Genomic DNA, 22,170 nt, shown 5'->3' with positions numbered 1-22,170 from the left:
GGCCATGGCGCCGACACTGCCCGCTTCGGTTCGACCCGCGGATCACGCCGCGGTAGCGACCTCGTCCCGTACCGGGGTACGGGGTCCGGCCGCGAACTCGGTGAGCGCCGCGAACAGCAACCCGAGCGCAACCCAGAGCGTGCTGGAGACCGCCAGCGACGAGACCCGGAACTCCCAGAGCAGGCTCGCCGGGAAGTCGGCCCCGACCTCGTTCACCCCGGGGAGCAGCACGTACCCGAGCGTGACCACGAGAACGAAGGCGGCGACCCCACCGATCAGCCGCACGGAGTGCAGCTGCCCGGCCAGCAAACGGTAGCCGTACACCGCCGCCGCGACCGCGACCAGCCCGAGCAGCACCGCGGCCACCCAGAGCCAGGTGCGGTCGTTGATCGTCTCCGGATCACCCACCGCGGGCGGATTCGCCGGGTACTTGAAGAACGGGACGAGCACGATGGCCAGCCAGCCCGCGAGCGCCACCGACAGCCCGAACAGCGGTCCGGTGCCGAAGCGCCGCAGCAGGTACACCGCCGCGCCGACGATCACGCCGAACGCCGCACCGGCCAGCCCGAGCGCGAGGAACTGCCCGAACTTCTGCCCGTCCCGGCTGACCAGCGCGTCCTCCTCGGCGTGCGAGTGCCCGGCAGGCTCGTCGGTGTGCGGGTGCTCCGCGGCGGCCGCCTCCTCGATGGCGATGGCCGCGTCGACCTTGGGCTCGCCGACGAAGTGGCCGACCGTGGCGGCGAGCAGCCCCGCGAGGAGTCCGGCGAGCAGCCCCCGCAGCAGCAGGGTCTTCAGCGATTCGGTCAGTGGCACGGAAGCCCCAGCAGGTGCCGTCCGTCGTGCATCAGCTCGTGCAGGTACATCCCGGAGCGGGAGACGGCACCCTGGTCGAAGCCGACCAGGTAGAGCGTGAGCAGGGCGAGCAGGACGACACCGACCGTGACCAGGATGGTGGCGAGTTTGTCGGATGCCCCGGTAGCGGGGGAGTGCGCGATGGCCATGCGAGTCCTCCTGGGGAGTACGCGTCCCCGTGGTGGTGGCGCGACGGTGCCGGTGTCTGGCTCCCGGCACCGGAGTTCCGATGCACGATTCACAGTGGCGCGACCGCCCCGGATTCTCACCGGGTTACCGCATCACCCTCGCGTGTTGACCCTCGAACTGTGACACCGCGCGGCCCCCTCGTCAACCATGGTGACGAGGGAGAACGCGTTCGGCGCGGTTCAGGACTTGGCGGCGACGTCCAGGACGACCTCGAACTCGAGCAGCGACGCCCCGGTCGCCACCGGCTTGCGCGCCTCGCCCGCGTGCGCCTCGCGCGCCGGGCCGTCCCGCCACGCGGCGAAGGACTCCTCGGTGTCCCAGTGCGTCACCACGAAGTACCGGTTCTCGCCCGCCACCGGCCGGAGCAGCTGGAACCCGAGGAATCCCGGCGAGTTCTCCACCGCGTGCGCCCGGTGCGCGAACCGCTTCTCCAGCTCGGGGCCCGCGCCCTCGGGGACCTCGATCGCATTGATCTTCACAACAGCCATGGCTCCAACGTAGCGGCTGCGCCGCCTACGCTCGGACCCCATGCTCTACGACGAAGGCGGCACGGGGGTGCCCATCCTGTTGCTGCACGGCCTGATGGGGAGCGCGCGAACCTGGAGCGACCAGCTGGAGTGGCTGCGCCGGTTCGGGCACGTGTACACCCTCGACGCGGCGGGGCACGGCCGTCCGGCCCCCGCCGAGCTGCGCACCGAGTCCTTCGTCGCCGACCTGGCGGCGGCCACCGCGGCGATCGCGGAGCCGATGGTGCTGGTCGGGCACTCCATGGGGGCGCTGCACGGCTGGGTCTTCGCGGCGGAGTACCCCGAGCGGGTGCAAGCGCTGGTCGTGGAGGACATCGCGCCGGATTTCCGCGGCCGCACCGCGGCCGGGTGGGCGGCGATGATCGAGGGGTGGCCGCAGCCGTTCCCGGACGAGGAGGCGGTGCTCGCGTACTTCGGCCCGGTGGCGGGGCGGTACTTCCTGCGCGCCTTCCGGAAGGGCGCCGACGGGTTCCGGCTGCACGGCGACGTCGCCACCTTCCGGGACATCTCCGAGGAGTGGGGCAGCCGCGATTTCTGGGCGCACTGGGAAGCGCTGCGAATTCCCGCGCTGCTGATCGAAGGGGAGTTCACCATCACCCCGCCGGGGCAGATGCGCCGCATGGCGGAGCGGGCCGACACCCGCTACGTGCGGGTCGACGGCGCCGGGCACCTCGTGCACGACGAGCAACCCGCGCGCTACCGCGCCGAGGTGGAGTCCTTCCTCCGCGAGGTCCTGGCGCGCTGAGGTCGGATCGCGCCCGCGCGGGTGCCCGGCAGGCGCGGGAGCGCCGCGCAGGCGCGCGGAAGGGTGCTTGGCGCTACCGGCACCCTTCGCCCGCCAGGGCGAAGAGCCCCTCGTCGGTCTGCTCGATCAACCCGTCGACCAGCAGGGAATCCAGCGCCCGCGCCCGCTGCCCCGGGTCCCGCGGCCAGGCGAGGTCGAGGCGCAGCTTCTCGACCGGCCCGTCGGCGGCGCGCAGCACGTCGAGCAGCCGCCCGCGGGCCTGGCGGTCGGTGCCCTCGTACTTCTGCGTCTTCCGCACCACCTCGGCGGCGGGCCGTCCCGCGGCGACCCACGCGCAGTGCGGCAGCGGGCAGGCGTCGCAGGCGGGGGAGCGGGCCGTGCAGACGGTGGCGCCGAGCTCCATGAGCGCGGCGGAGAACACCGCGGCCCGGTCGACCCGGCGCGGCAGCAGCGCCTCGGTCTCCGGCAGGTCGCGCGGCGACGGGTTGCCCGCGTCACCGAGCCCGTGCACCGCGCGGGCAACCACCCGGCGCACATTGGTGTCCACCACCGGCACCCGCTGCCCGTAGGCGAAGCAGGCCACCGCGCGCGCCGTGTAGGCGCCGATCCCCGGCAGCGCCAGCAGCAGCTCCACATCGTCGGGCACCCGGTCCCCGTACCGCTCGGCCAGCACCGTCGCGCACTCGTGCAGCCGCAGCGCCCGGCGCGGGTACCCGAGCTTGCCCCAGGCCCGCAGCACCTCCGCCTGCGAGGCGGCGGCCATGGCGGAGGGCACCGGCCAGCGGGCCACCCACTCCCGCCAGATCGGCTCGACCCGCACCACCGGCGTCTGCTGCAGCATGATCTCGCTCATCAGGATCTGCCACGCCGTCACCTCGGGCCTGCGCCACGGCAGGTCGCGCGCGGTGGCGGCGTACCAGTCGTTCAGGACGTCGCTGTCGATCGCGCCGTACGACGGCAGCGTGCGCCCGGTAGCGCCCTTCCGCACCTTCACCCACCTTGTCCTGCACAATGGTCGCTATGCCTGGATCCAACCCGATCAGTTCGTGGAAGTCCCTGCGCGAGGGTAACGACCGCTTCGTCACCGGCACGCTCCAGCATCCCGGCCAGGGTGCCGCGGACCGGGCGAAGCTCGTGCAGGGGCAGCACCCGACCGCGATCCTGTTCGGCTGCGGCGATTCTCGCGTCGCCGCCGAGCTGATCTTCGACCAGGGGCTCGGCGACATGTTCGTGGTGCGCACCGCGGGCCACGTCGTCGACGGCTCGGTGCTCGGCTCCATCGAGTACGGCGTCGCGGTGCTGAACGTCCCGCTGATCGTCGTGCTCGGCCACGACAGCTGCGGCGCCGTGAAGGCCACCCTGGACGCGCTGGACGGCGGCGCCGTCCCCGGCGGCTTCATCCGCGACGTGGTGGAGCGGGTGGCGCCCTCGATCCTGGTCGGCAGGCGCGAGGGGCTCTCCGGCGTGGACGAGCTGGAGGCCAGGCACGTGGTCGAGACCGGCAGGCTGATCACCGAGCGCTCGGCCATCATCGCCGAGCGGGTGAAGGAGGGCACGCTCGCCATCGCCTGCGTGAACTACAAGCTCGCCGAGGGCAAGGCCTGGCTGCACCACGTGATCGGGGACGTCGGCGAAGCCGTCTGAACACCCGACCGGACATCCGCGCAGGTAGGCGTTGTCCGGTACGGCCGATGGCACCCGACACGCCGAGGCCCTCGGCCCACGATCCCAGCGCTGCGCTTACCGTTGAGGCGTGCTGGAACCCACTGGGCCGCTGCCTCCCGAGATCTACTGGCGACGTCGTGTTTTCGCCATCGGCATTCTGGTCCTCGCGCTCGCGCTGGTGATCTGGCTGGTGGTGATGGTCGCCAGGGGCGGGACCTCGCCCGGCGGCGCCGCGGCGACCAGCACTACGACGGAGGCGAATCAGCCCGCGGCAGGCGCGGGTTCGAGCGCGGCGAGCAGCTCGTCCGATGCGGATGTGGCGCCCTGCTCGGACCAGTCGCTGGCGGTGAAGGTGAGCGTCGGGCAGCCGACCTACCGCAAGGGTGAGCAGCCGGTGTTCGGCATCGTGATCACGAACATCTCCGCGGCGCCGTGCTCCAGGGACATGGGCTCCGGCATGCAGCAGATCTCGGTGCAGACGCTGGACGGCACGCGCAGGCTGTGGAACAGCGTCGACTGCTACCCCGACGGCCAGCCCGACATCAGGACGCTGGAGCGCGGGCAGCAGGCGGCGTTCACCGTCACCTGGTCCGGAGCGACCTCGCAGCCGAACTGCGCGGGCGAGCGGGTGCCGGTGCCCCCTGGTGCCTACGCGGTGCTCGCCCAGCTCGGCGGGGTGAAGAGCACGGCCGAGCCCTTCAACATCGGCTGAGCGCCGGCTCCGGCGGGCGGGCCGGCTGCGGCGCGGGCAGGCCCCGGCTCGCCGTCAGCCGACCTCGGCGGGCTCGGCGGGGGCGGAGCGCGCCCGCCGGATCCCGGCCAGCCGGAGCGCCGAGCGCACGTCGGAGACCTCGTGCACCTTCATCCCGGTCTTGCGGGCGTCGAAGCCGGGCGGCACCAGCGCGGTGGTGAAGCCGAGCCGCTCCGCCTCGGCCAGCCTGCGGCCCGCGTTGGTGACCCGGCGCACCTCGCCCGCCAGCCCGACCTCGCCGAGGATCACCCACCCCGGCGGCAGCGCGACGTCGCGCGCCGCGCTCGCCAGCGCCAGCGCGACCGCCAGATCGGCCACCGGCTCGACCAGCCGCATCCCGCCGACCGTCGCGGCGTAGACGTCCTGCTTGCCCACGTACACCCCGCAGCGGCTCTGCAGCACGGCCAGGATCATCGAGACCCGGTTGTAGTCCAGCCCGCTCACCGCGCGCCGCGGCGCGGGCGCCTGGGTGTCGACGGTGAGCCCCTGCACCTCGCTCACCAGCGGCCGCTTGCCGTCCATGGCGACGGTCACCGCGGTGCCGGGCACGGTGTCGGTGCGGTGGTGCAGGAACAGCCCGGACGGGTCGGCCACCCCGACGATGCCGTCGTCGTGCAGCTCGAAGCAGCCGACCTCGTCGGCGCTGCCGAAGCGGTTCTTCAGCCCGCGCACCATGCGCAGCGTGGTGTTCTTGTCGCCCTCGAACTGCAGCACCACGTCGACCAGGTGCTCCAGCGTGCGCGGGCCCGCGACGGTGCCGTCCTTGGTGACGTGCCCCACCAGCAACACCGCGACCCCGCTCGCCTTGGCCAGCGAGGTGAGCGCCGCCGCCACCGCGCGCACCTGGCTGACGCCGCCGATCACGCCGTCCTCGGCCGGGGCGATCATGGTCTGCACCGAGTCGACCACCAGCAACGTCGGCCGCACCTGCTCGACGTGGCCGAGCACCACCGCCAGGTCGGACTCGGCCGCCAGGTAGACCCGCTCGTGCACCGCGCCGGTGCGGTCGGCGCGCAGCCGCACCTGCCCGGCCGACTCCTCGGCGGTCACGTACAGCGAGCGCTCGTCCCGCGCCGCGGCCCAGCGGTGCGCGACCTCGAGCAGCAGCGTCGACTTGCCGACCCCGGGCTCGCCGGAGAGCAGCACCACCGAGCCGGGCACGACGCCGCCGCCGAGCACCCGGTCCAGCTCCGCCACCCCGGTCGAGCGGGCCCTGGTGACCGTGGAGTCGATGCTGGAGATCGGCGCCGCCGCGGTGCTCGGCAGCATCGCCCTGCGGGCACCTGGCCCGGCGGCCGCGGCGATCGGCGCGGCCTCCTCGACGGTGCCCCACGCACCGCACCCCGGGCACTTGCCCACCCATTTGGCCACCTCGTGCGCGCAGGCGGAGCAGCGGAAGGTCGGCTTGAGTTTGGCCACACCGGCACCTTACGGCCGGGCGCCGACAGCCCGCGGAACGGCGACGGCCGCCGCACCGCGAGGTGCGACGGCCGTCGGGGGAGCAGGGGCGGTCAGTGCCCGCCCGCGCCCTCGGGGGCGGGGCCGGAGAGCTCGTCCTCGTGCCGCTCGATCTTCAGCCCGGCATCCACCGGCACGGAGACCTGCACGGTGCCGTTCTCCTTGAAGTTGAACGACACGGTGTAGGTGAGGCCGGGCGAGATCGGCTTGGTCAGCCCGGTGATCTCGATCTTGGCGGGCTTCGCCTCCGGGTCGGTGCCGAGCTCGGGGGCGCCCTCGGTGTCGGTGCCCGGCACCGCGGTGCCGGTCGGGGCAGCGGTCGTCGTGGGGGCGGCGGTGGTGCTGCTCGCGGCGCCGCCGTGCGAGCCGGGGCTGTGCTCGGCCTCCTCCGCCGCGACCTCGCCCGCGGCGACGACGATCTGGCTCGGCCCGACCACGATCCGGCTCTGTCCGGCAGGCGGGGTGATCCGCACCGGGCCGAGGTCGGTGGTGATGCTGGTCAGCTCGTCGGTGACGGTGCCGCTGTTGTTGACGATGGAGAGCGCGAGCGTCGCCGTGCCGCCCGCCTGCAGGGTCTGCTTCTCCTGCGGGTAGACGATGTGCACGTTGCGCAGCGAGATCAGCCCGACCTCGACATTGTTGCCGTTGATCGCGGCGACCTGATCGGCGGTCTGCGAGACCTGCCCTGCGCTGCACCCGGTGAGCACCAGAGCGGCGCCCGCCGCCAGCGCGGCGCAGGCAGTCACAGCTTTCTTGGCAATCACGGGTTGTCCTCCATGTCGACCGGGCTCGTCCCTCGAGGGGGAGAGTACTAACTAGGCAGCGTAGTAGTCGAGATCCGGGCCCGGTGCGGCGGGCGGGGGTCCGGCCGGACACGGGGCACCCGGCATCCGTTCGGTAACGGTTCCGCGGCCGGTGCCGCGGGCGGCCCGCGCCCGCCGGCGCGGCGCACGCTCGGGTACTGGCGATATAGCGTACGCGCACAACAGAATGCACACGGTTTCTCGCCTGTCAACCCCTGTGGTCTGCCCGTTGTGGCCCTGACCTGCACAGTTGATCGCACCGTTATCGAGCCGCATGTTAAACTGTGAACATCGAAAGGGGCACGGGACACATGATTTTTAAGGTCGGAGACACCGTCGTTTACCCCCACCACGGAGCGGCGCTGATCGAAGCAATCGAGACTCGCACCATCAAAGGCGAGCAGAAGGAGTATCTGGTCCTCAAGGTCGCACAGGGCGATCTCACCGTTCGAGTCCCCGCGGCGAATGCCGAATATGTCGGCGTTCGGGACGTTGTCGGGCAGGAAGGCCTCGATCGAGTCTTCCAGGTCCTGCGCGCGCCGCACACCGAGGAGCCGACCAACTGGTCCCGCCGCTACAAGGCCAACCTGGAGAAGCTCGCCTCCGGCGATGTGAACAAGGTCGCCGAGGTGGTTCGGGATCTCTGGCGTCGTGAGCAGGACCGCGGTCTTTCCGCCGGCGAAAAGAGGATGCTGGCGAAGGCTCGCCAGATTCTCGTGGGCGAGCTGGCACTGGCCGAGGGTACCGACGGCGACAAAGCCGACACCATTCTCGACGAGGTACTCGCCGCGGCTTCCTGACCGCGAGCACGTAATTCTGTGAACAACGCCGACCGCGTCGTCGCGTTGGTGCCTGCCGCCGGCCGGGGTGTACGTCTGGGTGAGACTCTGCCCAAGGCGTTCGTCCCGGTCGGCGGCACGCCCATGATCACGTTGTCCGTCGATGGGTTGATCGCCTCCGGGGCGGTCGACGAGATCGTCGTGATGGTCCCGCCCGAGCTGGTAGAGAGCGCCGTTGCCCTGCTCCCCGGCTCGGTGCGGGTCGTCGTCGGCGGCGCCGAGCGCACCGATTCGGTGCGCGCCGGGCTGGCCGCCGCCCCCGATGCCACGCACGTCCTCGTGCACGACGCCGCCCGCGCCCTCACCCCGCCCGACCTGGTCCGCCGGGTCGTGGCCGCGCTGCGCGCCGGGCACGACGCCGTCATCCCGGCGCTGCCCGTCGTCGACACCGTGAAGAGCGTCGACGCCGACGGCATCGTCACCGGCACCCCCGACCGCGCGGGGCTGCGCGCCATCCAGACCCCGCAGGGCTTCGCCGCCGAGCCGCTGCGCCGGGCGTACGCCGACCCGGCGCTGAGCGCGACCGACGACGCCGGGCTCGTGGAGCGGCTCGGAATTCCGGTGCACACCGTCGCGGGCGATCCATTGGCGTTCAAGATCACAACTCCGCTCGACCTGATTCTGGCGGGCGCGGTGCGCGCGGGCGAATGGCAGGCGGTATGACCATGCGGGTCGGAATCGGCAGCGACGTGCACCCGATCGAGCCGGGGCGGCCGTGCTGGATGGCCGGGTTGCTCTTTCCGGACGACGACGGCTGCGCGGGCCACTCGGACGGCGATGTCGCCGCGCACGCGCTCTGTGACGCATTGCTCTCCGCCGCCGGGCTCGGCGACGTCGGCGCGGTTTTCGGAACGGGCCGCCCGGAATGGGCGAATGTTTCCGGGGCGGCCATGCTGACCGAGGTCCGCCGATTACTGGACGACGCCGGATTCGCCGTCGCGAATGCCGCCGTACAGGTGATCGGAAATCGGCCGAAGATCGGGCCGCGCCGTGCCGAGGCGCAAAAAGTCCTCGGCGAACTGCTCGACGCGCCGGTCTCGGTCTCCGGGACCACCACCGACGGGCTCGGGCTGACCGGTCGGGGCGAGGGAATCGCCGCGGTGGCCACCGCGCTGCTCGGGCCGCGCCGGACCGACGGCACCGGCTGAGACCGGGCCACCGCCGCCGATCCGGCCACTGGAATCGCCCCGCCGCCGGAACCGCCGCCGCTCGGCGGCGTGTCGAGCGGAGCCGCCGCGTCGGCGGGGATTTTATACCAGCTAAGATGAGCGCCCGTGACTCTGCGCCTCTTCGACACCGACACGCGGACCATGCGCGATTTCGCGCCACTGGTCCCCGGCTGTGCGTCGGTGTACCTCTGTGGCGCCACCGTGCAGGGTCAGCCGCACATCGGGCACCTGCGCAGCGGAGTCGCCTTCGACATCCTGCGCCGCTGGCTGCAGGCCAAGGGCTACGACGTCCTCTTCATCCGCAATGTCACCGACATCGACGACAAGATCCTGCACAAGGCCGCCGAGGCGAACCGCCCGTGGTGGGAGTGGGCCGCCACGCACGAGCGCGCCTTCGACGAGGCCTACCGCACGCTCGGCGTGCTCCCGCCCTCCGCCGAGCCGCGGGCGACCGGGCACATCGGCCAGATGATCGAGCTCATGCACCGGCTCATCGACCGCGGCCACGCCTACCCCTCCGACGGCAACGTCTACTTCGACGTCCTCAGCTACCCGCAGTACGGCGCGCTCTCCGGCCACCGGCTGGACGACGTGCACCAGGGCGAGAGCGCGGGCTCGGGCAAGCGCGACCCGCGCGACTTCACGCTCTGGAAGGCCGCCAAGCCGGGCGAGCCGAGCTGGCCCTCGCCGTGGGGCGCGGGCAGGCCCGGCTGGCACCTGGAGTGCTCCGCCATGGCCGAGTACTACCTCGGCGCCGAGTTCGACATCCACTGCGGCGGTATGGATCTCATCTTCCCGCACCACGAGAACGAGATCGCCCAGTCCAAGGCCGCCGGTGACGGGTTCGCCCGCTACTGGCTGCACAACGGCTGGGTCACCATGGGCGGGGAGAAGATGTCCAAGTCGCTGGGCAATGTGCTCAGCGTCCCCAATGTGCTGAAGCAGGTGCGCGCCGTGGAGCTGCGCTTCTACCTCGGCAGCGCGCACTACCGCTCCAAGCTGGAGTACTCGGACAAGGCGCTGCACGACGCCGCCGCCTCCTACCAGCGCATCGAGTCGTTCCTGCTCCGGGTCGCCGAACGCGGCGGCCCGGTGCCGGCGGGCAGCTGGACCGACGCCTTCGCCGACGCGCTCGACGAGGACCTCGCGGTGCCCCGCGCGCTCGCCGAGATCCACCACGTCGTGCACACCGGCAACAAGGCGCTGGAGGGCGGCCAGGCCGAGGCCGCGCGCGAACTGGCCGGGCAGGTCCGCGCCATGCTCGCCATCTTCGGCGTCGACCCCTTCGACCCGCACTGGCACGCCCCGCGGGACTCCGGCGCCGCCACCGGCGCGCTGGACGTGCTGGTGCGCGCCGAACTCGACCGCAGGCAGCGGGCGCGCACCGATCGCGACTGGGCCACCGCCGATGCCGTGCGGGATCGCCTGCAGGCGGCGGGCATCGAGGTCACCGACACCCCCGCGGGCCCCGAGTGGAGCCTCGCCGACGTGCCAGGAAAGGCCGACTGATGGCAGGCAACTCGCAGCGCCGCGGCGCTATTCGCAAGGGCAGCACCAAGAAGGGCGCCACCGTCGGCTCCGGCGGGCAGCGCAGGCGCGGGCTAGAGGGGCGCGGGGCGACCCCGCCCGCCGAGGCGCGGACCAAGCACCCCGCCGCCAAGCGGGCCGCCGCCAAGGCCAAGGCCGCTCAGGGGCGGCCCGCGGGCAAGGGTGGCCGGGCTCCCGCCGGGCGCCGCGGCGACGACGGGCCGGAGATGGTGCTCGGGCGGAACCCCGTCGTCGAGTGCCTGCGGGCCGGGGTCCCGGCGACCGCGCTGTACGTCGCGGTCGGCACCGAGAACGACGAGCGGCTCACCGAGAGCGTGAAGATCGCCGCCGACACCGGGATCTCGATTCTCGAGGTGCCGCGCACCGACCTCGACCGGCTCAGCGCCAACGGGCTGCACCAGGGCGTCGCGCTGCAGGTGCCGCCGTACCGCTACGCGCACCCCGACGACCTGCTGCTCCGGGCCCGCGAATCCGGTGGCCCCGCGCTGCTCGTCGCGCTGGACAATATCTCCGACCCGCGCAACCTCGGCGCCGTCGTCCGGTCCGTCGCCGCCTTCGGTGGGCAGGGGGTGCTGATCCCGCAGCGGCGCAGCGCGGGCGTCACCGCCGTCGCCTGGCGCACCAGCGCCGGAGCTGCTGCCCGGCTCCCCGTCGCCCGGGCCACCAACCTCACCAGGACGCTCAAGGATTGGGCCGGGCGCGGAATCCGGGTCGTCGGGCTCGACGCGGGCGGGACCACCACGCTGGACGACTTCGACGGGACCGATCCGACGGTCGTCGTGGTCGGCTCCGAGGGGAAGGGGCTCTCGCGGCTGGTCCGGGAGAACTGCGACGAAATCCTGAGCATCCCGATGGCGGGGGACGTCGAATCGCTCAACGCCTCCGTCGCGGCGGGTGTGGTGCTCTCGGAGATCGCGCGGCAGCGCCGGCGTTGAGGCAGGGGTAAAGCCGCTCGGGGGCCGTAGAATTCGAGCAATGGTGATACCGAACCAGCCGATCGGGCAGCCGGTCGAGCATCCCAACGCCACGGCGATCCTGTTCCTCGGGGCCGTGAGCATCCTGTGCTGCGGGCTCGCCGGGCCGGTGGCCTGGGCCCTGGGGCGGCGCGCGCTGGACCAGATCGAGGAGTCGGGGGGCGCCTACGGCGGGCGCTCCCAGGTGCTCGTCGGGTACGTGCTCGGGATAGTGGGAACAATCCTCATGGTGATCATCGCGATTCTCTTCGTGCTGATCACCCTGGGCGGCAACGCTTGAGCTTGTTCGGCCGAGCTGCGCTCGGCGGGTTCGCGCCCCCGGGCACCGGGCTCGGGGGCGTCGGTCAGTCCAGGCCGGGTCGCGGCTTGGGGGCGTCGCCCCAGGTGGGCCACTCCTCGCTGAGTTTGCCGGTCCAGGTGGGGCGGCGCTGCTCCTTGAAGGCCGACATCGCCTCCGCGCCGTCGATGCTGTGCGCCACCTGCTGGTTGAGGTCGGTCTCCAGGCGGCCCACCATGTCCGGGGTCATGCCGAGCCCCTCCCAGAGCAGCCGCTTGGACAGCGCCACCGGGAGGGGGGCGGAGCCGCTCGCGATGTCGTGCGCGACGGCGAGCGCCGTCGGCAGCACCTCGCCGCCGGGGAGGCAGGCATTGGCCAACCCCATGGCGTGCGCCTCCTCGCCGTCGAAGGTGCGGCCGGTGAGCATGATGTCGGCGGCGTTGGCCATGCCGACGAGCCGCGGCAGGGTCCAGTGCGCGGAGCCGTCGGCGAGGACGCCCCTGCGCACCTGGTTGAGGCCGTAGATGGCGTCCCTGGCCATGTAGCGGAGGTCGCACTGGAGGGCGAGCGCGAGGCCGATGCCGACGGCGTGGCCGTTCACCGCGGCGATGACCGGCTTGCGGACCTTCCAGGGCGGGGGATCCAGGGTGCCGCTGACCTCGCCGACCCGGCTGGAGAGATCCGCGCCCGCGCAGAAGGCGGGCGGCGTTCCGGTGATCACCACCGCGCGGATGGCGTCCTCGGCGTCGCACCGCTGGAGCGCGACGCCGAGCTCGGCGGTCATCGCGGGAGTGAAGGCATTCTGCTGGGCCGGGCGATTCAGGGTCAGCACGGCGATGCCCGCGGAGACATCGACGAGCAGTTCCGAACTCATGTCATGCGATGTTAGCCGACCCGGCTGCCGGAAACCGGGCGTCGAAGCGGTTGCCCGGAGATCGCCTCAGCGCAGGATCTTGCGGCCGATGGCGTACTTGTGCACCTCGGTCGGGCCGTCGTACAGGCGGAAGGCGCGCATGTCCCGGAAGATCATCTCGACCACGGTCTCGTCGCTGATCCCGATGCCGCCGAGCACCTGGACACAGCGGTCCGCCACCTTGAACAGCTCCTCGGAGACGTACGCCTTGGCGATCGAGCTCTCGTGCCGCGCCTTCTCGCCGCGGTCCATCAGCCAGCAGGCGTGCCAGATGGTGAGCCTGCACTGGTGCAGTGCGATCTCGTTGTCCGCCAGCAGGAACGACACGCCCTGGTGCTCGCCGATCGGCTTGCCGAAGGCCGTCCTGGTCTTGGCGTGCGCGATGGCGATGCTCTGCGCCCGCTCCGCCGCGCCGAGCCAGCGCATGCAGTGCGTGAGCCGGGCGGGGGCCAGCCGCAGCTGGGCGTAGCGCAGCGCCTGCCCCGCCTCGCCGAGCAGCGCCTCCTTCGGCAGCGTCAGGTTGTCGAAGCGGACGACGCCGTGGCCCGCCACGTAGTTGCGGTCCATGGTGTTCATGGTCCGCTCGATGACGATCCCGGGCGTGCCGCCCTCGGTGAGGAAGAGCGTCGGCCCCTCCGGCAGGTGCGGGTTCGGGGCGAGCTTCGCCATGATGATCCAGGTCTTGGCGCCGTTCGCGCCGGTGATCAGCCACTTGCGGCCGTTGATCACGAAGTTCTCGCCGTCGAAGGTGGCCTCGGTGGCGAGCTGCGCCGGGTCCGAGCCCGCGCCGTCCGGCTCGGTCATGGCGAAGACCGAGCGCTGGTGGCCCGCGATGACCGGGGCCAGGTACCGCTCCACCTGCTCCGAGTTCGCGATCTTGCTCAGCAGGTACATGTTGCCCTCGTCGGGCGCGGCGCAGTTCATCGCGACCGGGCCGAGCGTCGACCAGCCCGCCGCCTCGTAGATCACCGCCTGCTCGGCGTGGGTCAGCCCGCGCCCGCCGAGCGCGACGGGGGCTTGCACGGTGAGCAGCTTCTCGGCCCTGGCCAGCTCCACCAGCTCCTGGCGCAGCTCGTCGGTGGGGCCGTGCTGGGTGAGCCGCGGGTCGCGCTCGAACGGGACGATCTTGTCGATGACGAACTCGCGGACGCGGTCGCGTTCCGCGGCGAGCTCGGCGGGAATCTCGAAGTCGATCATTGCGCACCATTCGGTCGGAGGGGCCGTGCGACGAGCATACGAAACCAGGCACGCATGACTGGAGGCGGTTGCCCTCAGACCGTGGCGGGCACCGGGCGCCTGCGCGCGCCCCGCCGCCCGACCACCCGGCAGACCAGGTAGATGACGAACGAGATGGTGGTGACGAAGGTCGAGACCGGCACGCCAGGCGCCAGCGAGAGCAGGATCCCGCCCACCGCGGCCACCTCGGCGAAGACCACCGCGAGCACCGTGGCCCGCACCGGGCTCGCGGTCACCTGCGCGGCCGCCGCGGCCGGGGTGATCAGCAGCGCAAGCACCAGCAGCGCGCCGACGATCTGCACGCCGAAGGCCGCGGTGATGCCGAGCATGACCGCGAAGACCACCGAGAGCGCCCGCACCGGGACCCCGCGCGCCTGCGCCACCTCCGGGTCGGTGCTGGCGAAGAGCAGTGGCCGGTAGATCAGCGCCAGCACGGCCAGCACTCCGACCGTGCAGGCGACGAGCAGCGTCAGCCCGCTGTACCCCACGCTCACCACCTGCCCGGTGAGCAGCGAGAACTTGGAGCCCGCGCGCTCCGGGCCGAGCCAGAGGAAGAGCACCGAGAGCCCGAGCCCGAAGGAGAGCACGACGGCGATCACCGAATCGCGCTCCCGCGCCTTGGTGCCGAGCACGCCGAAGAGCACCGCCGCGACCACCGAGCCGACGATGGCGCCGAGCCCGACCCCGATCCCGGCGAGCAGCGCGGCCGCCGCACCGGTGAGCGAGAGCTCGCTGGTGCCGTGCACCGCGAAGGACATCTGCCTGCTCACCACCAGCGGCCCGATCACCCCGGCGAGCAGCCCGAGCAGCGCCGCCGCGAGCAGCGCCTGCTGCACGAAGTCGTAGCCGACGAGGTTGGCCGTGGTGGTGAAGTCGAAGGTCTTGGCGAGCACCTCGCCGAGCTTGTCGATCACCGGCGCACGCCGTTCCCGGCCACGCCGGGGCCGAACTCCTCGGCGCCGTGGCAGTGCGCGCCCGCGGTGCCGAGCGCGTCCATGGTGTCGCCGGTGCCGACCACCACCAGCCTGCCGCGCACCCGCAGCACCTCGACGTCGGTGCCGTACAGCTCGGAGAGCACCGCCGAGGTCATCACCTCGTCCGGGGTGCCGATCCGGAAGCGCCCGTTCACCAGGTAGACCACCCGGTCCACCAGGGGGAGCACCGGGTTGATCTCGTGCGTCACGAAGAGCACGGCGGTGCCGCTGGTCCGCCTGCGGCGGTCGATCAGCTCGGCCACCAGCCGCTGGTTGGCCAGGTCGAGGCTGAGCAGCGGCTCGTCGCAGAGCAGCACCCGCGGGTCGCCGACCAGCGCCTGCGCCACCCGCAGCCGCTGCTGCTCACCGCCGGACATGGACTCCAGCGGGGCGTCGGCGTACCCGTCGGCGCCGACGGCGGCGATGGCCGCCCGCACCCGCCGCCTGCGCTCGGCGCGGTGGCGCAGCCCGAGCCCCCAGCGGTGCCCGTCGACGCCGAGCCCGACCAGGTCGACGCCGCGCAGCTGCACGCCCGCGTCGATCGTCTTCTGCTGCGGGACGTAGCCGATGTGCGGGTTGCCGGTGCGCGCGGGCGCGCCCGCGATCGTCGCGCTGCCCCGGCTCAGCGCCAGCTGCCCGAGCAGCACCTTGAGCAGCGAGGTCTTCCCCGACCCGTTGGGTCCGAGCACGACCACGAATTCGCCCGGCGCCACGTCCAGGTCGAGCCCCTCCCAGAGGGTGCGCGAGCCGAAGGTGAGCCGGGCGTCGGTGAGCCGGACGGCGGGCGTGATCGCCCGATCGACCGGTACGCCGGATTCGGTGGTCATACCGTCCTCACGAGGGGCTCACCGCCGCGGCGAGCGCCTCGGCGTTGGCGGTCTGCCAGGTGATGTAGTCGACACCGTCGGGCAGGGTTTCGGTCACCTCGAGCACCGGGATGCTGTTCTGCTGCGCGAGGCCGCGCAGGTCCCGGGTGATCTGTCCCTCGGTCTGCACGTTGTACACCAGCACGCGCACCTGCTTGCCGGTGAGCAGGTCCCTGGTGGCGGCGACGGCGGCCGGAGCCGGGTCGGTCTCCTGCTCGATCGCCTCCTGGAACTCCTCCGGAGTCAGGTCGCGCACCTTCGCGGCGCGCAGCAGATAGTAGGCGAGCGGCTCGGTCTGCAGCACCGGGGTGTCCGGGGTGGCGGCGGCGATCCGGTCGGTCAGCGCGGTGATGCCCGCCAGCTCGCCCTTGAACTCGGCGGCGCGGTCGGTGTAGCCCTGCGCGTTGGCGGCGTCGATCCGGCCGAGCTCGGTGGCGATCGCGTCGGCGACCGTGGCGACGGTGGCCACGTCGTACCAGACGTGCTCGTTCTCCTCGGACTGGTCGGCGCGCACCGAGTACGCGTCCACCGCCGGGGTGTCCCTGCCGTCCAGCGCCTGCTCCACGAACTCGTCGTAGCCGCCGCCGTTGAAGACCACCAGGTCGGCCTCGGCGATGTGCGCGGTCTCGCCCGCCGACGACTCGTGCGAGTGCGGGTCGGCGGAGGGGTCGGTGATCAGCGACTCGACCTCGGCGTCCGGCCCGGCGACGGCCGCGGCCACGCTGCCCCACACGTCGGTGGAGGCGACCACCGACGGCTTGCCGCCGGAATCGTCGGAGCTGCCGCACGCGGTCAGCGCGAAGACCGTCGCCGCCCCGACGGCGAGACCGGCGGTGCGGAGGAAGAGTCGGTGTGCCACGGGGCTGCTCCTGCGGGTAATGGAAACCGTTTCCGTTTCACTTTAGCAGGGGAAACGACCCGCCGCGCCCCTGGCCCCGGAAATGCGCGAGGCCCGTGCGATCACCGATCGCACGGGCCCCGAAACGCGTCAGACCAGCACTTCCGCCTGCTGGCTCAGCAGCTGAGCGCAGCGAAGCAGCCCGAGGTGGCTGTACGCCTGCGGGTGGTTGCCCAGCGATCGCTCGGCCACCGGGTCGTACTCCTCGCTGAGCAGCCCGGTCGGCCCGGCCGCCGCCACCAGCTGCGCGAAGAGCGCCTCGGCGTCCGAGCGCTTGCCGATCAGCAGGTACGCCTCGATGAGCCAGGCGGCGCAGAGGTGGAAGCCGCCCTCGCCGCCGGGCAGCCCGTCGTCGTGGTGGTACCGGTACACCGTCGCGCCGCTGCGCAGCTCCGCCTCGGTGGCGACCACGGTGGCGTGGAAGCGCGGGTCGGAGGGGTCGATCAGCCCGGAGAGGCCGATGTGCAGGGTGGCGGCGTCCAGGTCGGTGCCGTCGTAGGCGGCGGTGTAGGACTGCACCTCGTCGTTCCAGCCCTTGGTCTTGACCTCCTCGGCGATGGTGTCGCGCAGCACCGGCCACTCCGGGTCGACCGGGCGGTCGAACTTCGCCGCCAAGGTGAGCGCGCGGTCCACCGTGAGCCAGCCCATGACCTTCGAGTACACGTGGTGCCGCGGGTTGCCGCGGATCTCCCAGATGCCGTGGTCCGGCTCCTGCCAGCGCCGCTGCACCGCGGCGACCATGTCCTGCACCAGCTCCCAGTCGGCGTCCGGCAGGGCGCGGGCCGGGTCGGTGATGCCGTGCTTGCCGCGGGCGGCGGCCAGGTTGGCGATCAGGTCCACGATCGGGCCGAAGACGTCGAGCTGGACCTGCATGTTGGCCGCGTTGCCGACGCGCACCGGGCGCGAGCCCGCGTAGCCGGGGAGCTGGTCGATGACCGCCTCGGGGGGCAGCGTCTCGCCGTAGATGGTGTAGAGCGGGTGCAGCCGCTCGGGGCCGGGCAGCGTCTCCAGCACCCGGTGCACCCAGGCCAGGTAGGCATCGGCCTCGCCGACCGAGCCGAGCGAGACCAGCGCCTGCGCGGTCAGCGCGGCATCGCGCAGCCAGCAGTAGCGGTAGTCCCAGTTCCGCACGCCGCCGATGTCCTCGGGCAGCGAGGTGGTGGCGGCGGCCAGGATCGACCCGGAGGGGGCGTGCACGAGGCCGCGCAGGGTGAGCGCGGAGCGCTTCATCAGGTCCGGCTTGAGCGGCGGCAGCTCCAGCCCGGCGGCCCAGTTCGACCAGTACTGCTCGGCCGCCGCCCTGCGCTCCGGCTCCGGCGTCATGGCCGGGGTCAGATCTTCGGTGCCGCAGCGCAGTTCGAGCACGACCGGGGCGACCGCCGGGTCGACGACGGCGTAGGCGTAGTCGTGCGAGCCGTCGCTGCGGATCTCCCACTGCACGCCGGGCGAGCGCAGCACCATCGGGTCGTTGGTGCCGAGCACCCGCAGCCCGGCGGGCTCGGCCTCGATGTTCACCGCCACCTGCCCGAACTCGGGGCGCGGGGCGAAGGTGATCACGGCCCTGGCGGTGCCGGTGATGACGCGGGTCAGGTCGGTGCGGTCCGGCGCGACGTCGTGCGGCAGGTAGTCGACGACGCCGAGGCTGGCCCAGCGGGTCTCGACGGTCATGGTGCCGTCCACGTAGCGCTGCGAGAGCGGCAGGCCGGGACGTTCGGGGGCGATGGTGAAGTGGCCCGCCTGCGGGCCGCCGAGCAGGTGCGCGAAGACCGCGGCGGAGTCCGGCTCGGGGTGGCAGAACCAGGTGACGGTGGCGTCCGGGGTGAGCAGCGCGACCGAGCGCGGGCTGGCCAGCATGGTCAGCCGCTCGATCCGCGGCGCGCTGGCGCCCGCCAGCCAGGTGCGGCGCTCCTCCAGCAGGAAGGCGAGCGCGCGCGAGACGTCCTCGGTGCTCTCCACCCGGTAGCCTGCCAGGCTCTCGCCGCCGCCGACCTTGATCCCGACGTCGGGGCCGGAGAGCACGCGGAACGCCTTCTCGTCGGTGACGTCGTCGCCGAAGAAGACCGCGGCCTGCGCGCCCTCCTGGTGCCGGATGGTGTCCAGCGCGTAGCCCTTGTCGGTGGTGACCACGGCGAGCTCGATCACCTCCTTGCCCTCGGTGACCTGGACGCCGACCCAGCAGGCCACGCCATGGCGCACCTTGTCGAGCGCGCGCCTGCCCACCTCGGGGCTCGCGTTGCGCACGTGCAGCGCGGAGCTGGCGGGCTTGTTCTCCACCGTGGTGCCCGGGTTGTCCTCGGCGATCTTCGCGAGCTCGGCCTGCACCTCGCGCAGCAACTGCTTGGCGTCGCTGTCGATGGCGTGCACGAAGCCCACGTCGAACTCCGAGCCGTGGCTGCCGATCAGCTGCACCTCGACCGGGAGCCGGGAGAGCGCCGCCAGATCGCGCAGGGCCCGGCCGGAGATCACCGCGGCGGTGGTGCCGGTGAGCCCCGCGAGCGCGCGTAGCGCGCTCACCGATTCGCGGTGGGGAAACGCCTTCGCCGGGTCGGACACGATGGGCGCGATGGTCCCGTCGTAGTCCGAGGCCACCAACAGCCGCGGCACGCGCGCGACCGTCGACAGAGCACGGCGAAGTTCCAGTGGCAGATCCTGTGCGCTCACGCATCCAACCTTGTGATCGGAGGGGGATGATTCCGGGCGCGGGAAACAATACTGAATCGTCTGCGCCACGCCCACGCGCGTGCGGTGTTTCCGCCCGCGCCTCACGAACGCCGGTGTACGTGCGCGCGAACGCGATCGATCCGCACTCGCGCTATCTGTGGTTGTACCCCGTTCCCGGGGTCTTCGCACAGGGAGATCGTGTGCGCCCGCTCGCAGCCTTTCCCGTCCCAGGACCATGGTCCTCGCCCCGGCACATTTCGCGCAACCGGGGTTCCTAGGGTGCTTCGCATGACGAAGGTACGGATCGCCGGGGACGCGGCGTGGTGGGTGTTCGTCGTCGCCGGGATGCTCGGCGGGCTGCGCTGGATGGACGACCGGCCGGGCTGGGCGGTCATGGTCTACATCGACGCGGATTCGCCGCGCTACGCCGACTACCTCGGGCCCGCCTACAGCGAGACTGTGCTCACCGCTCCGTCGACCTACGCGGTGGCCGGTTTCGCGGTGCTGGTGGGGTGCGCGGTCGCGGAGGCGGTGCTGCTACGCGCGTTGCCGCTCGCCGCCGTGGCCACCGTCGCGGTGCCGCTGCTCGCCGTGCTGCCGGTGGCCGTCGTGTGCGGCGCCTGGCCATGGGGTCCGGTCACCTCGACGTTCCAGGCGCTGCTGCTGATCCTGCTCGGCATCGCGATCCGCGAGGTGTGGCGCCGCAGGCTCGCACCCGCGCACCCGGCCTAGATCCGCGCCGCGCCGAACGCCCGGACTCGGTTGCCGCGCGTCGATCGGCCGGATCGCCATGCTGCGCGCGCTGAGCGGCAGTCGACCGGACGCTGCGCGCCCCGGATCGACTAGATGCTGCGCTCGCCGAGCAGCAGGTCGACGGTGAGTTCGAGGCGCTCGCTGACGTCGGTGGCGGAGGCGCGGCGGGTGAGCCAGGCGACCAGGTTGGAGAGCCACACGTCGCTGATGACGCGGGCCACCGCGAGCTGGCGCTCGGTGGGGTCACCGTCGTTCATGGCGCGGGCGAAGACCCGGTCCATGACCTTGCCGACCCGGTCCACCTCGGCCGCCGCGGAGGCGTCGGCGAACATGAAGGCGCGGGTCATGGCCTCGGTGAGCAGCGGGTCGCGCTGCATCATGCGGGTGATGTTGGTCAGCAGGGTGTGCATGCGCTCCTGCGGCGAGCCGCCGGAGAGCGGCTTGCGCTTCCCCTCGAACTGCTCGAACTCGCGGGCCAGCGCGGAGACCAGCAGGTGCACCTTGGACGGGAAGTACCGGTAGAGCGTGCCCACCGCGACGTCGGCGCGCTCGGCGACGGCCCGCATCTGCACCGCGTCGTAGCCGCCCTTGGAGGCCAGCGCCAGGGTGGCGTCCAGGATCCGCTTGCGCCGCTCCCGCTGCGCGGAGGAGCTGAGCTCGTCCTCGCTGAGGGTCGTGACCGGTCCGGTACGCGGCGCGCCCGGGTCGGCCTGCTGCGATCGCGAGGGACTGGCCATCGATGAACGTCCTTTCCGGGCACTGTGCTGCGCGCCGTGGCTGCTCTTGACTTCCGCCCGGCACAGATATTAGAACATGTTCTAGGTGTGGCAGTCACGCCGGAAAGGCGGTCAGGAGTGTGACCATCGCCACCACTGACGAGCACAAAGCCGTCCAGGAGTCGATGCGCGGGTGGTCCGGATCGGTCCGGCCGATTGCAACAATGCGCACCGGCGAGGCCGGTTTCTGGCGTGGCTACTGGCCCGCACTGACCGATCTCGGGATCTTCCGGGTCGCGGTCGCGGAGGAGGCGGGCGGCGCCGGCGGGTCGGTGACCGATCTCGCGGTGCTGGTCGAGCAGGCCGCGCACGATCTCGTCGGCGGCCCCGTGCTGACGACGGCGGTGGCCCAGCTGGTCACCGTCGGCGCCCTCGACGAGGAGCTGCCCTGCGGACTGGCGCTCGACGGCATCGGCGGCGCGGAGCAGAGCCTACCCGCCGCGCCGGGCGGTGCGCCGCTCACCGGGGTCTGGGAGACGGTGCTCGGCGCCACCCCGGATGCCGCGGTGTTGCTGCCGGTCGCCGCCGACGACGGCACCCGCTGGGTGCTGATCCCGCCGGACACCGACGGCCTTCGGATCGAGCCGCTGGACTCCGCCGACCCCGGCTCGCCGCTGGCGCGGGTGCACCTCACCGAGGTCGCGGTCCCCGCCGATCGGGTCTTCCGCTCGCCGCACGCCGTCGGCGACCTGGTGCTGGCGCTGGCCGCGGCCGAGCTGGCCGGGATCACCGGGTGGTGCCTGGAGACCGCCGCCGACTACGCGCGGACGCGCACCCAGTTCGGCAGGCAGATCGGGTCGTTCCAGGCGGTCAAGCACATCTGCGCGTGGATGCTCTGCCGCACCGAGCTGATCCGCGCGGTCGCCGCCGACGCCGCCGCCGCGGTGGACGAGGGCGGGGCCGAGTTGCCGATCGCCGCCGCCATCGCGGGCGCCATCTCGCTGGATGCCGCGGTGCAGACCGCCAAGGACTGCATCCAGGTGCTCGGCGGGATCGGCTTCACCTGGGAGCACGACGCGCACTTCTACCTGCGCCGCGCGCTGCTGCTCAAGCAGTTGCTGGGTGGTGGCGAGCGCTGGCGCGCGCGGGTCACCGAGCTGACCCGCGCCGGGCACCGCCGCACCACCGGCGCGGAACGCATCCTCGCCGCGGACGGAGTGCTCGCCGACGCCACCGGGGCCGGTGCCAAAGCCGGCGGCGCCGAGACCAGCACCGCCACCGGCACCGGCACCGCCACCGGCACTGCCACCGGTGCCGGCACTGCCACCGGTGCCGGCACTGCCACCGGTGCCGGCA

Annotated in this window: 24 protein-coding genes and 1 riboswitch; of the genes, 11 read left to right on the top strand and 13 right to left on the bottom strand. The window is 72.5% G+C overall.

All coding sequences use genetic code 11. The features are described 5' to 3' along the window. Positions 1–42: 42 nt before the first annotated feature. From ACFUUZ_RS28835 to mhuD, 3 genes are all read right to left on the bottom strand, one after another. Positions 43–813, bottom strand: a complete 771-nt coding sequence (locus ACFUUZ_RS28835) for a CbtA family protein (RefSeq protein WP_378701662.1) — start codon at positions 811–813, stop codon at positions 43–45. Then, the gene (locus tag ACFUUZ_RS28830; protein ID WP_378701659.1) at positions 804–1,001 is read right to left on the bottom strand and encodes a CbtB-domain containing protein; all 198 of its coding nucleotides are present in this window, start codon (positions 999–1,001) and stop codon (positions 804–806) included. The genes ACFUUZ_RS28835 and ACFUUZ_RS28830 overlap by 10 nt, the downstream gene beginning before the upstream one ends. Positions 1,002–1,030: 29 nt before the next feature. After that, a riboswitch (cobalamin riboswitch) is annotated at positions 1,031–1,184 on the bottom strand. Between the two features lie 36 nt (positions 1,185–1,220). Beyond that, positions 1,221–1,529 (bottom strand): mycobilin-forming heme oxygenase MhuD, encoded by a 309-nt coding sequence (gene mhuD / locus ACFUUZ_RS28825; protein WP_378701656.1) that lies wholly within the window; start codon positions 1,527–1,529, stop codon positions 1,221–1,223. Positions 1,530–1,569: 40 nt separating this feature from the next. Between mhuD and ACFUUZ_RS28820 the strand changes: the two genes are divergently transcribed. Continuing rightward, complete coding sequence (locus ACFUUZ_RS28820; RefSeq protein WP_378701654.1) at positions 1,570–2,313, top strand: alpha/beta fold hydrolase; 744 nt, start codon at positions 1,570–1,572, stop codon at positions 2,311–2,313. Positions 2,314–2,386: 73 nt separating this feature from the next. Here ACFUUZ_RS28820 and ACFUUZ_RS28815 read toward each other — a convergent pair whose 3' ends face one another. Then, entirely contained in the window at positions 2,387–3,301 is a 915-nt protein-coding gene (locus tag ACFUUZ_RS28815; RefSeq protein WP_378701652.1) for an A/G-specific adenine glycosylase, read from the bottom strand. Between the two features lie 32 nt (positions 3,302–3,333). On the opposite strand from ACFUUZ_RS28815, the gene ACFUUZ_RS28810 reads away from it, so the two are divergent. Together ACFUUZ_RS28810 and ACFUUZ_RS28805 are read left to right on the top strand one after the other, a co-directional pair. After that, positions 3,334–3,957: a carbonic anhydrase gene (locus ACFUUZ_RS28810; RefSeq protein WP_378701649.1), complete on the top strand. Its 624-nt coding sequence runs from the start codon at positions 3,334–3,336 to the stop codon at positions 3,955–3,957. Positions 3,958–4,066: 109 nt separating this feature from the next. Then, on the top strand, positions 4,067–4,690 hold the full coding sequence (locus ACFUUZ_RS28805) for a hypothetical protein (RefSeq protein WP_378701646.1): 624 nt from the start codon (positions 4,067–4,069) through the stop codon (positions 4,688–4,690). A 54-nt stretch (positions 4,691–4,744) separates the two neighbouring features. Here the strand turns inward: ACFUUZ_RS28805 and radA are convergent, their stop codons facing one another. Both radA and ACFUUZ_RS28795 read right to left on the bottom strand, forming a co-directional pair. Then, on the bottom strand, positions 4,745–6,148 hold the full coding sequence (radA, locus tag ACFUUZ_RS28800) for a DNA repair protein RadA (RefSeq protein WP_378701644.1): 1,404 nt from the start codon (positions 6,146–6,148) through the stop codon (positions 4,745–4,747). Between the two features lie 92 nt (positions 6,149–6,240). Further along, positions 6,241–6,951 (bottom strand): hypothetical protein, encoded by a 711-nt coding sequence (locus ACFUUZ_RS28795; protein WP_378701641.1) that lies wholly within the window; start codon positions 6,949–6,951, stop codon positions 6,241–6,243. A 350-nt stretch (positions 6,952–7,301) separates the two neighbouring features. Between ACFUUZ_RS28795 and carD the strand changes: the two genes are divergently transcribed. The 6 genes from carD (at position 7,302) to ACFUUZ_RS28765 (ending at position 11,800) form a co-directional block, all read left to right on the top strand. Then, the gene (carD, locus tag ACFUUZ_RS28790; protein ID WP_067647923.1) at positions 7,302–7,790 is read left to right on the top strand and encodes an RNA polymerase-binding transcription factor CarD; all 489 of its coding nucleotides are present in this window, start codon (positions 7,302–7,304) and stop codon (positions 7,788–7,790) included. 18 nt (positions 7,791–7,808) lie between these two features. Next, a complete protein-coding gene (gene ispD / locus ACFUUZ_RS28785) occupies positions 7,809–8,492 on the top strand; it encodes a 2-C-methyl-D-erythritol 4-phosphate cytidylyltransferase (protein WP_378701638.1) in 684 nt (227 codons plus the stop codon). Between the two features lie 2 nt (positions 8,493–8,494). Then, the gene (ispF, locus tag ACFUUZ_RS28780) at positions 8,495–8,977 is read left to right on the top strand and encodes a 2-C-methyl-D-erythritol 2,4-cyclodiphosphate synthase (protein ID WP_378701668.1); all 483 of its coding nucleotides are present in this window, start codon (positions 8,495–8,497) and stop codon (positions 8,975–8,977) included. Between the two features lie 126 nt (positions 8,978–9,103). After that, entirely contained in the window at positions 9,104–10,507 is a 1,404-nt protein-coding gene (cysS, locus tag ACFUUZ_RS28775) for a cysteine--tRNA ligase (RefSeq protein ID WP_378701635.1), read from the top strand. Then, positions 10,507–11,481 carry a 23S rRNA (guanosine(2251)-2'-O)-methyltransferase RlmB gene (gene rlmB, locus ACFUUZ_RS28770; protein ID WP_378701632.1) on the top strand — a complete coding sequence of 325 codons (975 nt, stop codon included), beginning with the start codon at positions 10,507–10,509 and terminating at the stop codon, positions 11,479–11,481. The genes cysS and rlmB overlap by 1 nt, the downstream gene beginning before the upstream one ends. Positions 11,482–11,521: 40 nt before the next feature. Further along, positions 11,522–11,800 (top strand): DUF4190 domain-containing protein, encoded by a 279-nt coding sequence (locus tag ACFUUZ_RS28765; RefSeq protein ID WP_378701630.1) that lies wholly within the window; start codon positions 11,522–11,524, stop codon positions 11,798–11,800. Between the two features lie 64 nt (positions 11,801–11,864). On the opposite strand, the gene ACFUUZ_RS28760 is transcribed toward ACFUUZ_RS28765, so the two are convergent. From ACFUUZ_RS28760 to otsB, 6 genes are all read right to left on the bottom strand, one after another. Beyond that, positions 11,865–12,671, bottom strand: coding sequence for an enoyl-CoA hydratase/isomerase family protein (locus ACFUUZ_RS28760; RefSeq protein ID WP_378701628.1), 807 nt, complete (start codon positions 12,669–12,671; stop codon positions 11,865–11,867). 66 nt (positions 12,672–12,737) lie between these two features. Then, positions 12,738–13,907, bottom strand: coding sequence for an acyl-CoA dehydrogenase family protein (locus ACFUUZ_RS28755; RefSeq protein WP_378701626.1), 1,170 nt, complete (start codon positions 13,905–13,907; stop codon positions 12,738–12,740). A 74-nt stretch (positions 13,908–13,981) separates the two neighbouring features. Then, a complete protein-coding gene (locus ACFUUZ_RS28750; protein WP_378701624.1) occupies positions 13,982–14,860 on the bottom strand; it encodes a metal ABC transporter permease in 879 nt (292 codons plus the stop codon). Continuing rightward, positions 14,857–15,747, bottom strand: a complete 891-nt coding sequence (locus tag ACFUUZ_RS28745) for a metal ABC transporter ATP-binding protein (RefSeq protein ID WP_378701622.1) — start codon at positions 15,745–15,747, stop codon at positions 14,857–14,859. Before ACFUUZ_RS28745 ends, ACFUUZ_RS28750 begins: the two co-directional genes overlap by 4 nt. A gap of 7 nt (positions 15,748–15,754) precedes the next feature. Then, positions 15,755–16,645, bottom strand: a complete 891-nt coding sequence (locus ACFUUZ_RS28740; RefSeq protein WP_378701620.1) for a metal ABC transporter solute-binding protein, Zn/Mn family — start codon at positions 16,643–16,645, stop codon at positions 15,755–15,757. A gap of 129 nt (positions 16,646–16,774) precedes the next feature. Then, positions 16,775–19,345 (bottom strand): trehalose-phosphatase, encoded by a 2,571-nt coding sequence (otsB, locus tag ACFUUZ_RS28735; protein WP_378701618.1) that lies wholly within the window; start codon positions 19,343–19,345, stop codon positions 16,775–16,777. A 288-nt stretch (positions 19,346–19,633) separates the two neighbouring features. Here otsB and ACFUUZ_RS28730 point away from each other — a divergent pair, with 288 nt between their 5' ends. Further along, positions 19,634–20,077, top strand: coding sequence for a hypothetical protein (locus tag ACFUUZ_RS28730; RefSeq protein ID WP_378701616.1), 444 nt, complete (start codon positions 19,634–19,636; stop codon positions 20,075–20,077). A gap of 110 nt (positions 20,078–20,187) precedes the next feature. On the opposite strand, the gene kstR is transcribed toward ACFUUZ_RS28730, so the two are convergent. Further along, positions 20,188–20,835 (bottom strand): cholesterol catabolism transcriptional regulator KstR, encoded by a 648-nt coding sequence (gene kstR / locus ACFUUZ_RS28725; RefSeq protein ID WP_378701614.1) that lies wholly within the window; start codon positions 20,833–20,835, stop codon positions 20,188–20,190. 164 nt (positions 20,836–20,999) lie between these two features. Here kstR and ACFUUZ_RS28720 point away from each other — a divergent pair. Further along, positions 21,000–22,170, top strand: a 1,171-nt coding sequence (locus ACFUUZ_RS28720; protein ID WP_378701665.1) for an acyl-CoA dehydrogenase family protein, incomplete at its 3' end; no start/stop codon positions are given.

Origin of the sequence: Nocardia sp. NPDC057353 (genome assembly GCF_042667085.1) — a bacterium.
Taxonomy (GTDB): Bacteria; Actinomycetota; Actinomycetes; order Mycobacteriales; family Mycobacteriaceae; genus Nocardia.
The sequence above is the reverse complement of the archived record's forward strand: the minus strand, read 5'-3'. Positions and strand labels throughout refer to the sequence as shown.